The 13,266-nt window shown below is 50.8% G+C and carries 11 protein-coding genes; 5 read left to right on the top strand and 6 right to left on the bottom strand.

What is annotated here, in order from left to right:
• The first annotated feature begins 23 nt into the window (after window positions 1-23).
• Entirely contained in the window at window positions 24-1,400 is a 1,377-nt protein-coding gene (locus L3J94_07695) for a hypothetical protein (protein MCF6218625.1), read from the top strand.
• Window positions 1,401-1,439: 39 nt separating this feature from the next.
• On the opposite strand, the gene cysZ is transcribed toward L3J94_07695, so the two are convergent.
• Genes cysZ through queF form a run of 3 tightly spaced genes read right to left on the bottom strand, consistent with a single transcriptional unit; the run spans window position 1,440 to window position 3,877 of the window.
• On the bottom strand, window positions 1,440-2,192 hold the full coding sequence (gene cysZ, locus L3J94_07690; GenBank protein ID MCF6218624.1) for a sulfate transporter CysZ: 753 nt from the start codon (window positions 2,190-2,192) through the stop codon (window positions 1,440-1,442).
• Entirely contained in the window at window positions 2,185-3,486 is a 1,302-nt protein-coding gene (locus tag L3J94_07685) for an FGGY-family carbohydrate kinase (GenBank protein MCF6218623.1), read from the bottom strand. The genes cysZ and L3J94_07685 overlap by 8 nt, the downstream gene beginning before the upstream one ends.
• A 1-nt stretch (window position 3,487) precedes the next feature.
• On the bottom strand, window positions 3,488-3,877 hold the full coding sequence (gene queF, locus L3J94_07680; protein MCF6218622.1) for a preQ(1) synthase: 390 nt from the start codon (window positions 3,875-3,877) through the stop codon (window positions 3,488-3,490).
• A gap of 207 nt (window positions 3,878-4,084) precedes the next feature.
• On the opposite strand from queF, the gene smc reads away from it, so the two are divergent.
• The 4 genes from smc (at window position 4,085) to L3J94_07660 (ending at window position 11,328) form a co-directional block, all read left to right on the top strand.
• Window positions 4,085-7,594 carry a chromosome segregation protein SMC gene (gene smc, locus L3J94_07675; GenBank protein MCF6218621.1) on the top strand — a complete coding sequence of 1,170 codons (3,510 nt, stop codon included), beginning with the start codon at window positions 4,085-4,087 and terminating at the stop codon, window positions 7,592-7,594.
• Window positions 7,595-7,660: 66 nt separating this feature from the next.
• Window positions 7,661-8,368 (top strand): hypothetical protein, encoded by a 708-nt coding sequence (locus L3J94_07670; GenBank protein ID MCF6218620.1) that lies wholly within the window; start codon window positions 7,661-7,663, stop codon window positions 8,366-8,368.
• Between the two features lie 54 nt (window positions 8,369-8,422).
• Window positions 8,423-10,666: an NAD-dependent DNA ligase LigA gene (gene ligA, locus L3J94_07665; GenBank protein ID MCF6218619.1), complete on the top strand. Its 2,244-nt coding sequence runs from the start codon at window positions 8,423-8,425 to the stop codon at window positions 10,664-10,666.
• Between the two features lie 29 nt (window positions 10,667-10,695).
• Window positions 10,696-11,328: a TIGR04282 family arsenosugar biosynthesis glycosyltransferase gene (locus tag L3J94_07660; protein ID MCF6218618.1), complete on the top strand. Its 633-nt coding sequence runs from the start codon at window positions 10,696-10,698 to the stop codon at window positions 11,326-11,328.
• On the opposite strand, the gene L3J94_07655 is transcribed toward L3J94_07660, so the two are convergent.
• The 3 genes from L3J94_07655 to flgA form a co-directional block, all read right to left on the bottom strand.
• On the bottom strand, window positions 11,325-11,801 hold the full coding sequence (locus L3J94_07655; protein MCF6218617.1) for a flagellar protein FlgN: 477 nt from the start codon (window positions 11,799-11,801) through the stop codon (window positions 11,325-11,327). The genes L3J94_07660 and L3J94_07655 overlap by 4 nt on opposite strands.
• A gap of 6 nt (window positions 11,802-11,807) precedes the next feature.
• A complete protein-coding gene (gene flgM / locus L3J94_07650) occupies window positions 11,808-12,131 on the bottom strand; it encodes a flagellar biosynthesis anti-sigma factor FlgM (GenBank protein ID MCF6218616.1) in 324 nt (107 codons plus the stop codon).
• Between the two features lie 248 nt (window positions 12,132-12,379).
• Entirely contained in the window at window positions 12,380-13,072 is a 693-nt protein-coding gene (gene flgA, locus L3J94_07645; protein ID MCF6218615.1) for a flagellar basal body P-ring formation protein FlgA, read from the bottom strand.
• Between the last annotated feature and the right edge of the window lie 194 nt (window positions 13,073-13,266).

The raw sequence follows: 13,266 nt of genomic DNA, 5'->3' as shown, positions 1-13,266 counted from the left end.
AAGCATAATCTGTGGGTCTTAATATGAGTGTCGGAATTACCCTTACCCTTCTGTTTTTGGCCGAAATGGTGCTGGTTGCGGCCGGATTAGCCTACTACTTCTATCGTCAGTGGCAATGCGGTAATGATGTGGATATTGAGGCCGAAATTGCCCAGGCTAAACAAGAGGCAGCCGAAGAGGCTGAGCGCAATAATTTCAATGTCGCCCTTGCGTTACAATTCCTGCTTGACAAAACACACCGCCATCTTCAGTTGGATGACAATAACGTCGTTAAAAATAGTGAACTGACAGAGGAGCAGGGAGAGCTCTTAAAATTACGCATCGAATACCTGCAAGCCGAGTGCAAATCACTCGAAGGCCAGGGGCGAGAGACCACTACCCACTGGGGGCATCTCTATGAATACCTGACACCGCTGTTTTCGCAACAGCCACATACAGATGGCGAACCCAACCCCGGGCTTTGGCAAGATGCTCAAGCGCTCTGTGGTGTTATTAAGCAACAGCTCTCTGGCTATATGGATAAAATTGATAGCTTGGTCAAGCGGTTGAGTGAAGGTGGGGAGCTTGATGAAGAGACCCTTGCCGAATTACAAGCAGCCAATCAATTTAGGGATAACCTGATTTTACAGCTCTCATCACTCTCAGCACTGGCGGGTGCAAACTTGGACGAGAATGACATTGAAGGTGCCGAGACGGTATCTGAAATGGATAAGCTCAAAAATATGCTGGATGGGCAAAAAAGTGCCATGGACGGCCTGATGAACTCGCTGGGTGATGATGAAATGAAAGAGTCACTGCCCGAGATTGAAGCACAATTGGCTGCAATAGAGCGGGCTAGCAAAGAGCTGAAAATGTGCGTTGATGTGCTTAAAATGGATCAACCAGCCGAGAGCAAAACCAAACTGGCACCTGCGGCTGCCGCAACGGCGACAGCCGCAGTGGCCGTTGCGGCCGTTGTCGCGGATGAGATCGAAGATGAGCCACCAGTACTGCAAGAGACCACTTCAGCGGTAGAGGAGCCACCGCTGCCAGATGATGAGATGCTAGAGGACAATCTTTTTGCAGAAATTGATGTCGATGCCACAGTGGCTGAGTCCACAGCCGAAAAATCAGCCCCTGAGACCGCAGTCCCAGATAACTTTGATGACCTGGCTTTCGATCTTGACCCGGATGATGAAGAGCAAGCGGGTACCGTACCGACTCTGGATCCCAGTGAAGAGGTGGTGGCCACTGATCTTGATGTCGATGAGCTGCTGGCCGAAAACAGCAGCTCAGAGGAGAGCGCCGCCGCAGAAGGAGGCGATGATAACCAGCAGGGCGAAGAAGACCCCTACATTAATGATGCCGAACTGGATGCTATTCTGGATGAGGCGATAGAAGATATCGATATTAAGCCCTAACCCCTCTTTCTCCAAGAGAGGAGCAATACCCTCACCTTATTACTCGCCGCACTGGCTTTTTTTCAGCAGCTCTTGCTCTATCAGCATAGCAGTGGAGCCTGCCACTGCGGCGGGCATGGCGATAAAGTTGAGCAGTGGTGTGATAGTGGCCAAGGTGGTAGCGGCACCAAAACCGAGTGTTAGCAACCGCTCTTGGCCGAGTAGCTTGCGTTGCTCGGGAAAGCGAATGCAGTGGTTGCCAAGGTGGTAGTCGCAATACTCCAGTGCCAACATCCAGGCACCGAAGATGAACCATAATAGCGGGGCGAAAAGATTGAGCCCGGGGATCAAAAACAGAATCCCCAGCGGGATGGCGAATTTGGCAAAATAGGCGATTTTAATCAGCTCACCGCTTATCGCTTTCGGCGCTTCTAGCAATGCACGTCGCCAGCTGCTGCTCTCAGCCTGATAGACCTCTCCGGTGAGGTGTCGCTCTACCGCTTCGGCCAGCAGGCCATTGAAGGGTGCTGCAATAATGTTGGCGAGAATCGCCACCAGAAAGAAGACGAAAATCAGCGCGGTGAGTGCCAGTAGTGGCCACATCAGCCAGTCCAACCATTGAAGCCAGCTTGGCAGCTGCTGCAACGCCCAGTTGATGAGATTGCCAATCTGTCCGATAGCCAGAATCAGTGCCAGAGCAAAGAGCAGTGCATTGATGACCATGGGGATGACAACGTAGGGAAAGATCCCCTTTTTAGGCAGTAGAGCCAACCCTCGTAAGAGATAACCTGCACCGCTGATGGGTTTAATCATCTTCTGATTCTCCATTAATACCACGCAGCGCCAGCAGTGCACTGCCGTAGGCCGCTTGTTGATGCTTGGCATCGCACATCTTTACTTTTAACAGCTGTTGGCGCATCGTTTTCCATGGTTGATTGTCTGCACCACCACCGGCACTTCTAATTGTGGTGGGGTAGGGTGCTCCAAACTCCATTAAGCGTTGATAGGCTTGCCACTCAATTTGCGACATCCCCTCCAGTAGCCCCTGTAAAAACTGCACTTCATCTGCGGGGCGTGGCTCCATTTGTGGTGGTAGCTTTGGGTCGCAGATAGGAAAGCGTTCCCCCGGAGAGAGTAGTGGGTAGTAGTCAAGTTCTGTGGGGTTATCGGTATCGATTTTTTGGCTGAAGGTGCGCAGCTGCTCATCACTAAAATAGTGTCGCAATACTCGCCCGCCACTATTGGAGCTGCCGCCTACTAGCCAGCGATTGCCTAATGGTTGGCTGTAAATACCATATTTAGGTACAAAAACGGGCCAAGCAGCGACCACTTTCATTACCAGAGTTGAACCAAGTGAGGTGACCGCATCGCCTATTTGGTTTGCGCCGGTAGCGATGAAGGCGGCGGTGCTATCGGTAGTGCCCGCCACAATCTGAGTGTTGGGGTTAAGACCAAAGCGCTCAGCTGCCGTACTACTGAGGGTGCCGGTCGCATGGCCTGGCAGATAGACTTTTGGTAGCCACTTTCGGAGTACCCCGAGGTGTCCCATCCAGTCGGGCCATTGTCGTTTAATAGGGTCATAGCCAAGTTTTAGAGCGTTGTTGATATCGCTACAGTCGAACCGCCCACTGAGCTGGCCAACAATCCAGTCGGCCTGGTGACAGACGTGGCGGATATTTTCGGTGGGCAGGCAGCGTTGTAACCATAACAGCTTAGCCAAGCCCGAGGTGGGGCCATGGGCGGCACTCTGTTCAGGGACAATGCGCTCCATGCGCTCCGCTTCAACAATGGCACGCGCATCGTTGTACATCAAAGCAGGGCCGATGGGCTTGCCCTCTCCATCGCACAACAGTAGGGTGCTGGAGGTTCCATCAACCGCTATGGCAACCACCTGTTGTGCGGGTACCTGCTCAAAGAGTTGCATCAGGGTTTGGCTTACCGCTTGCCACCAGATCTGCGGTTTTTGCTCAAAGCCATCACCTTTTTGCAGAGGGGCCGCCATGCTACCGCGCGCTTCACCCTGAATCTGGCGCTGTGTATCAATGGCGATGGCACGGCAGCCAGAGGTGCCGATGTCGATGCCAACAAAGAGCGGGGTATCGCTCATTTTATGGGAGTGTTACGGGTACAGGAGCAACCCACTCCGGTTGGCGGTGTTCCGCTACAACGGTGGTATAGATTCCGCCGCGCACACCGAATTTTGCGGTCAAACGCATGAAACGCGGCTCACACGCAGTCACTAAATCGTTGAGAATTTCGTTGGTAACCTTCTCATGAAAAGCACCTTGATCACGAAACGCCCAGATGTAAATTTTCAACGCTTTGAGCTCGATACACTGTTGATCGGCAACGTAGTCGATGAATAGCTCGGCAAAGTCGGGCTGACCGGTTTTCGGGCAGAGGCAGGTGAACTCGGGGCAGCGAATCCGAATGGTGTAATCGCGCTCAGGGTTTGGGTTATCAAAAGTTTCAAGCTCTTTACTGGGTTGGCTAGGCATAAGTTAGTCTCTGTGGTGATTTTTAGCCTTTATTCAGGATCTACCCTGAAAAGGCTCGCAGGGGTCTGTTTGGGGGAATTTCCATTTTACGCTCTCTGGCCAGTGGCCGCCCATGTATAATAAGGGCGATAAAATATTCCGAAGATCCCCAAACGGGGTAGTTTACTCTTCTTTGATGATTTTTCCATTTGCTAAGCAAAGAAATTAATGCGCCTTACCAAGATTAAACTCGCGGGCTTCAAATCGTTTGTCGATCCCACCACTATTCCACTTCCCAGTAACCTGGTTGGTATTGTTGGGCCTAATGGGTGTGGCAAATCAAATATTATCGATGCGGTGCGCTGGGTGATGGGTGAAAGTTCTGCCAGGAACCTGCGTGGTGGAGCGATGGTTGATGTCATTTTTAACGGCTCGGCCAGTCGCAAACCGGTTGGCCAGGCATCGGTTGAGATGGTTTTTGATAACAGCGCGGGTCGTGTTGGCGGGCCGTATGGTCACTACAACGAAATATCAGTTAAGCGAGTACTGGGGCGCGATGGCCAATCACATTACCACCTCAATGGCAGCAAGTGCCGCCGCAGCGATATTAGCGATCTTTTCTCAGGCACCGGCTTAGGGCCGCGTAGCTATTCGATTATTGAACAAGGGATGATCTCGCGTTTAATTGAGGCGCGACCGGAAGAGCTGCGGGTTTTTCTGGAGCAAGCGGCGGGTATCTCTAAATATAAAGAGCGTCGCCGTGAGACAGAAAATAGAATGCGTCATACCCGTGAAAACCTTGAGCGTTTGAATGACCTGCGCAGTGAGCTGGCCCGGCAGATTGAACACCTGCAACAGCAAGCCAAAACAGCCGAGCACTACCGGGCATTAAAAGAGCAACAGCGCCATGTGACCGGGCAGTGGCACATGCATCACTGGTGCCGGTTGGATGAGGAGTGCCGCACGCTAGAGGCGCGAGTGACCAAAGGTGAAGCTGAGGTTGAGGCCGTCATTGCCGCTCAACGGGGCATTGAAAATGACCGGGTGGCGCTGCATACGGCATTTAATGAAAACAGTGCGTTGATCAACAAAGTCCAAGGGGATTTTTATGCCTGTGGTGCTGACATAGTGGCCATCGAGCAATCCCTTGGACACATTGCAACGCGGACTAAACAGCGACAACAGCTGTTGGCATCACTACAGCGAGATGAGCAGTCGCTACTGGCTCATCTTGAGGGCGACCAGCAAAAAATCGCTGCTCTGGCGGGTGATTTAACGGATAGTGTGGCGCAACAAGCTGAGCAAACGCGGTTGAGTACAACCTCTACGGCAAGATTGGCCACTGCCGAAACGGCGCTGCGTGACTGGCAAAGTGAGTGGGATCAGCTTAATCAGCGTATTTTGGAGCCTGAAAAGCAGGCCGCATCAGCAGAGATGCAGCGACGGCAGCAGTCATCGTTAATAGCAAAATATAAAGCGCGATTGCAGCAGCTACAAGAGGCACTCTCAGCAATTGATGTGGAGAAACGAGTAGCGGCGCTCACAGCACAAGAGCCGCTAGAAAAAGTGCAAGTACAGCAGCTCGCTAAGTTAGGCAAGCAGTGTGATGAGCTGCAATCACACATTCAACAACAACGAACGCTCAACCTCAACATGGCTAACCAGCTGAACAGCCAGCGCAATAAAATACAGCAGTTGAGTGGGCAAAAAGCATCGCTTGAAGTGTTACAACATGCCGCCTTGGGTGGAGAACAGCACCCTACCACCCAGTGGCTGAGCGACTCAGGAGTTAAAAATGTTCAACGCCTTGCCCAGGTTATCTCTGTAACCCCCGGCTGGGAGCGTGCGGTTGAGTTAGTGTTGGGTTTTTATCTCGAATCGGTTTGTGTGGATGAGCTAGATTCACTGGCTTCATCACTCAACTCAGCAGTACCGGAAAACCTCTCGCTAACACTGTTTGATACCACCGCTCAACACCGGAAAAGCGAGTCGAACAAACCTCGCCTGCTTGACCAAATAGTGGCCGACTGCTCACTGCAAGGTTTGTTGGGAGAGGTCTATATTGCAGATGACCTTACTCAGGCGTTAAGTCAGCGCGACCAATTAGCCCCCCATGAATCACTGATTACTCAAGATGGCTTCTGGCTGGGCGCGTCTTGGCTGCGTGTGGGGAGTGCAGCGGACAATAGTGTGGGGCCGTTGCAGCGTGAAAGCCAGTTGCGTGAGCTGATAAGCACACTGCAGCCACTTGAACAGCAGTGTGTCGCGCTTGAAAAACGCGCTCAAGAGGCCCAGCAGCAACTTAATCGACTGGAAGCTAAACGGCAGTCAAAACAGTGTGAATATAATGAAGCACACCACGCACTCGCAGAAACAGGTAAGCAGCTCAACAGTGCTCAGGTTGAGCTGGTGCAGTGTCGGGATCGCCAGCAGCAAATTACACAGCAACAGCAGCAACAGGTTGAAGAGCTTGCCAGGGTAGCTGAAGAGCAGCAACAGGCAGCCCAACAGTACCATGATGCTGGCCAGCTGATTGAGCAGCTGAACCAACAACGAAAGAGGCTCTCAAGCCGTCGTGAATCACTGCAAACTGAGCGGGATGAAGCTGAGCAACAGCAGCACGCTATTCACTTGGTCAACCACGATTTAGCATTGAAAATTCAATCAATACGCGCCACTAAAGAAGCGATAGAACAGGGGATAGCGCGTAGCCAACAACAGCTTGAGCAGTTAGCAACGCGACGTAATGAGCAAAATAGTGAGCAGCAGCAACAGCAGTCGCCAGCCGCATTAAACACCTCGCTTGATGAAAAACGGGCACTGCACAAGGCCATAGAGGCCGAGCTTGCAGAGCTGCGTACCAGAGCGGGGGAGATAGAGGCCGAGCAGCATAATAAAAATAGCCAACGTGCTAAAATAGAGAAAAAAACAAACAAAAAACGTAATAATTTAGAGGTGTTACGACTTAAACTTCAAGTGTTACTAGAGAGAAGGCAAGGGTTGTTAGAAAAGATAAATGAGACCGGTTTTGCATTTCCTCAGCTCTTTGATGAGGTGACAGAGCAGTCGGATGAGGCTCAACTTAAGCAGCAGCTGGTCACTATAGAGCAGCAGCTTCAGCAGCTGGGGCCAATCAATTTAGCCGCCATTAATGAGTATGAGAGGGAGTCTGAACGTCAGCGCTATCTGCAAGAGCAGCACCAAGACTTGGTTGAGGCGTTAACCACTCTGGAGTCGGCAATCACCAAGATTGACCGCGAGACACGCACACGTTTTAAGGAGACCTTTGATAAGGTCAACGCGGGTTTGCAAGCGAGCTTTCCTGTGCTGTTTGACGGTGGCCATGCCTACCTTGATTTAACCGGTGATGATCTGTTAAATACCGGAGTCACCGTAATGGCTCGCCCTCCTGGTAAGCGAAACAGCTCTATTCACCTGCTTTCAGGGGGCGAGAAGGCATTGACTGCGGTTGCGCTGGTATTTGCCATTTTTGAACTTAATCCAGCACCTTTTTGTCTGTTGGATGAGGTCGATGCGCCGTTGGATGAAACCAATGTGGGGCGTTTCTGCAAAATGGTTGAATCGATGTCGGAGCGAGTGCAATTTATCTTCATCAGCCACAACAAAATCACCATGGAGATGGCCCAGCAGCTGAACGGTGTCACCATGTCAGAGCCGGGGGTTTCACGCCTAGTTACCGTGGACATCAAAGAGGCCTATGACTTGGCGGCACAATAGTGAGAGAATGGCACAGATGAGTGGCACCACAGTTTTAGTAGAGATTATAAAGAGAGGGTTTTAGGGGTGGATTCTTTACGTATCAGCCTGATTATTATTGGCATTATAATTTTGCTGGCGCTCTATTTCGGCAGTCAGTTGTTATCAAAAAAACGTCAGTTGAAGCAGCAACCCCGACAAACGCCGCGGTTTGACAAGGCGGCGACGGGTGATCAACAAACGATACCAGAGAGCACTCCTGTTGAAACCAGCGAAGCTCCTATCGTTGCAGAGCGAGAGGCCGTGAGCGAGCCAAAAAAGGCCGTAGTCGAGGTGGCACAACCCGAGATAACAACGCCAGATGATATCGCCGCCGCACCAACGGCAGCTAAACCAAGCCTGCCCGCAGTTATCGCCCTGCATATTGTGGCAAAGCAGGGTGACTTTGCCGGGGCAGATTTAGTGAAAGCGGCCAATCTTGCCGCGATGCGTTACGGCGAAATGGAAATTTTTCACTTTCTGGGGGCGACTCAAGGGGCGATTACTTTCAGTATGGCAAATATGCTGGAGCCGGGTACTTTCGACCTGGATAATCTAAATGGATTCACCACGCCCGGGGTGCTGCTCTTTATGGAGAGTGACCTACAGGATGACCTTGCAACGTCACTCAACAGTATGGCAAAAGTTGCTCGAAATATTTGTGAGCGACTGGATGCTCAGTTGTGTGATGACCACCGTCGGCCATTCGATCTCCAGCAGCTTGATGCCTGGAGAGCAGACCTTATCCGTAGCTAGGAGGCTGTCGGACTGAGGGTGAACCTACTGCGGCATACGGGATAAAAAAGCATTATGAAAAACCCACCTCAAGAGGCTATCTCGCAACTTAATAAGCTGCGAGAGCAAATCGCCTATCACAACGAACGCTACTATGTTTATGATGCCCCGGAGCTGCCCGATGCGGAGTATGACAAGCTGTTTGCTCAGTTGCAGGCGCTTGAGCTGCGCTATCCTCAATTAATTACCCCTAGCTCACCGACCCAGCGGGTGGGTGGTGCGCCGCTAAGTGCCTTCAGCTCGGTAAAACACCGAGTACCGATGTTGTCACTGGCCAACGCCTTTAGCCCGCAAGAGGTTGCTGCATTTGATCGCGGAGTCTGTAAAAAGCTGGCAATAGAGCAGGTGAGTTACGCAGCAGAACCCAAGTTGGATGGTCTGGCGATCAGCCTGTTTTATCAGCAGGGTGAGTTACAACAAGCGGCAACTCGGGGTGATGGGGTGACGGGTGAAGATGTCACCCTCAATGTACGCACTATCAAGTCGATTCCCCTGGCATTGCGGGGTGAAGGGTACCCGCACACACTGGAAGTGCGGGGTGAAGTCTTTATGCCAAAAAAGGGTTTTCTTAAACTGAACCAACAACAGCAGCAACGAGGTGAAAAGCCCTTTGCCAACCCGCGCAATGCGGCGGCAGGCTCGCTGCGGCAGCTTGACGCAGCCGTTGCCGCATCCCGACCACTCGCCTTCTACTGTTATGGGGTCGGATATGTTGAGGGCGCATTAACAACATCACACATCGGTAATCTAAAGCAGTTGCAGCACTGGGGGTTGCCGATTAGCCCTGAGGTGACGGTGGTTGAAGGGGTGGATGGCTGTCTGGCTTATCATCGAGATATTTTGCAGCGCCGCGATCCACTCCCCTACGAGATTGATGGCGTTGTTTATAAAGTAAATGACCTGGCACAACAGGCACAGCTCGGCTCAGTCGCTCGCGCACCCCGCTGGGCCATTGCACATAAATTTCCGGCCCAGGAAGAGATGACTGAACTGCTGGCGATTGATATTCAAGTAGGGCGAACCGGTGCACTCACGCCGGTGGCAAGGTTGGCTCCCGTTCAAGTGGGTGGTGTGGTGGTGACCAATGCCACCTTGCACAATGAAGAGGAGATTCAGCGCAAAGATCTGCGGGTGGGTGATCAGGTAATCGTGCGCCGCGCAGGGGATGTGATTCCGGAGGTGGTAGCGCCGATCATAAGCTATCGCAAGGGTGAGCTGCCACGTTATGTGATGAAAAAAACCTGTCCTGTCTGCCACTCTGAAGCGGTTAAAGAGCACGGCATGGCGGTATGGCGCTGTTCGGGAGGGCTCTTCTGTGACGCGCAGCGTAAAGAGTCAATAAAGCACTTTGTGTCACGGCGCGCCATGGATATTGATGGGCTGGGAAGTAAACTGGTTGAACAGCTGATGGATGAGCAGCTTATTAAAGATGCCTCAGACCTTTATAAACTGACTGAAGATCAATTGGTTGCACTGGATAGAATGGGTGAAAAATCGGCCAAAAACACCTTAAAAGGTATCGAAAAGAGTAAATCTACCCAGTTTGCGAAGTTTCTGTTTGCCCTTGGAATCCCCTCAGTCGGTGAGGAGACCGCTAAAATACTGGCTGACTATTTTAAATCCCTGCCCGCACTGATGGCGGCTAAACTCTCTGACTACCTTGTCAAAAAAGGGGTTAAGGGTATTGGCCCCAAGTCGGCCCATAAAATTGCTGATTTTCTTAATGATGATAAAAATAGAGAGCGATATGATTTAGAGAATCCTGCGGCATGGCAGAAAATTGAACTCAGAGGCGTTGCGCAATCCACCCTGATGGCGGTAGCGAAGATATTCCAAAAACGGGGGCTGCCTGAGCGCGTAAACCCGTCTGATCTTGAAAATAAAAATAGCGTAATGATACCGGGTGTGGGTGAGTTGACTGCGAAAAGTATTATCGCATTCTTTAATCAGCCTCATAATCGTGAGGTTATTGATAAGCTGTTGGTAGCGGGTATCCATTGGCCCGCCATCGAAGAGAAAGCAGTAGAAGCAGGGCCGTTGGATGGCCAAATAGTTGTCATTACTGGCACGCTTTCACATATGTCACGTGATGAGGCAAAACGTCGACTGCAAGCGCTAGGTGCAAAGGTCAGCTCAAGCGTCTCGAAAAAAACCAGCTTTGTGGTGGCGGGTAGTGACCCCGGATCAAAAGTAGAAAAAGCGACCCGCCTTGGGGTTGAGGTGAAAGATGAGCAGATGTTTATGGCGCTACTTGCATAATCGTTACAGCTATCCAGGGTCTCCCGATAATGATCTACCCCAACAGCAAAATTATTGTATTTGCAAAAGCACCCATCCCAGGCCAGGTAAAGAGTCGACTGATTCCTGATATTGGCCCGCAAGCAGCGGCTGATTTGCACAAAGAGCTGTTGAACCACACCCTTAAAACAGCTGTCAATGCGGCACTCTCACCGGTTGAGTTGTGGTGTGCGCCAGATACCCAGCACCCTTTTTTTGCAACATGCCAAAAACAGTTTGGAGTGACACTCCATGCTCAGCAAGGGGCTGGGCTGGGTGAGCGAATGCACCACGCCTTAAGTCAGAGCAGTGGTGTCGCCACCTTATTGATTGGCAGTGACATTCCATCAATCAGCGCGCATTATCTAGCATCGGCTCTACAGGCACTGTTACACGGTGAGCCGTGGGTGATTGGCCCAGCAGAAGATGGCGGGTATGTTTTGGTAGGGTGCCGAGAGAGTGATTATAGGTTGTTTAGCGATATCTCGTGGGGAGAGGGTGACGTGTTAAGTCAGACGATGATGAAAGCGGCAGATTGTGGTATCACCCCTTCTCTTCTAAAGACATTATGGGATGTGGATGATCGGGCAGATTTAGAGCGCTGGCGGAAGATTGAAATGGCAGCAGTAGCTCCCCCGGCTTAAGCCTCGCCGAGACTTCCGCCACCTTGCTTTATGGTTTTACCCGCTGCACTGTAGACCGCGTATTTCTCTCTTCTAAGCAGTACATCAAGGGTATCCTCTATTTGGTTTTGACACCCTTCGACAATTTGGCTGTTAATCATGTTTTCAGCTTTGCATGTGGCGGCCAAATTGCGTGCTTTTTGTAGTAGTGTCAACAGCTTATACTCATTGTTAGGGTCAAGCTTCTGAATGGCTTTTTCGGGTTGATCAGCGGCGGCTTTACCCAATGTTTGCTTGAAACAGGAGAGTATTTCGATCTCTGTTTGCGCTAGCGTCTCAATCAGCTCCAGCTTGGTTTGGGTGAGTGCCGGTAGTTGGTCGATCAGGTTTTGCGAGATAATCTCACGCTCCTGGAGCAGCAGCCGTAAAAAATCATCCGATGCGGCAATCTGATCGGCAAGGAATTGTTGCAGTTGCTGGGCGCTACCGTTCATTATAAATTAAGACGCACTGTTAAGTGCGCTCTCCATACCCAGCATCTTTTCTGCCGTTACCCGGCTATCCATATTGAAGGTGCCCTCGTTAAGCGCCTGCTTAATACTCTCAACGCGTGCCGTGTCGGCAACGGGCAGTGCAGCAAGGCTGTTTTCCAGTTTTTGCAGCTGTGCCGCAGTGTCAGTCAGGCTGACAGTATCGGTTGTGGAAGAACCGCCGGTCTCCTCCTGAGCCGCCGTTGGCTCATTGCGGGCAACGTTAACTTGAGAGTTTTCATTATTTGCTTGAATCTGGTGGCCCGCACCAAATCCGTTAATATCAATAGCCATCACAGTCACTCCTTTTTACCACATACGCCACTAGCGTCCAGCGTTTGAGAATACTTTAGTTTTTTCGACTTAATCCCTACCTAGGAGGCTGTCGGACTGAGGTGATCGTAGCGAGGGAAAGTCATTTTGAGTCCATTTTTTGATCGTTTGAGGCGAATATTGGGCATATTCAACGAAAATGATCGGATAAATGGGCCGAGATGACTTTTCCGCAGTTGATTCACCCTAAGTCCGACAGCCTCCCAAGGTTAATTATGTATCTTGACGACACCCGGCGCAACAACGGTGCCCTCTACAATGCGTTCAGATTTGCTATTTTTCACCCTGATAATATCACCCAGCGCGCCATTACTCAGCGCTTTTCCAGATGTCACGACGTTAAACCGGCTGTTGCCAGAGCGCAGCGTAATCTGCTCTCCCTTTTTGATTACTTTCTCAGCATCGGTTGCGTTTTTTTGAATGATGCTACCCATGCGGATGGAGCGGCGTGCATCACGGCCAATGACCTCTTCTATTGAAGTGAAGTAACCTCCGAGATGATTAGCAACCTGGCGACGATCAAGCCTTACATCATCGGCAGTCAGGGTTGTGCCACGGTGAAGTGGTTTAGTGGCCACCACAACCGTTGAATAAAAAGTAATCGTCACCGGGATGAATATTTTCCAAAATCGCGGGGTGTGGCAACGGACACCTATATTGTTACGCCCGGTGGGATTAAAGGCATTGAGAGAAAAAACCTCTAATGGCTCCTCACATTGAGACAGTTTGAGCCGATTGTTAAGTCTGTCCAAGGTTATTTCACTGTTGGAATCAGTCGGGGTGCTTAGCTGGCTTTCGACATAATCGCGAACAGTCTGCTCTATTTCGGAATGCGCTTGGTATTGCTGAGCAAAGAGATCTCCGATTGAGAACAATAATACAAAAAAGAGTATTTTTTTCATGTGTACCCTGTCTATTCTATAGCCACTCAACAATATTGACGCTTAACAGTTTCACTGCAAAAAACATGCCTAGGAGGCTGTCGGGCTTAGGTGATCGTAGCGAGGGAAAGCCATTTTGAGTCCATTTTTTTGATCGTTTGAGGCGAATATTGAGCATATTCAACGAAAATGATCGGAGAAATGGGCCTGAATGG

This window comes from Gammaproteobacteria bacterium, assembly GCA_021647245.1.
Taxonomy (GTDB): Bacteria; Pseudomonadota; Gammaproteobacteria; order RBG-16-57-12; family RBG-16-57-12; genus JAFLJP01.
The sequence above is the reverse complement of the archived record's forward strand: the minus strand, read 5'-3'. Positions and strand labels throughout refer to the sequence as shown.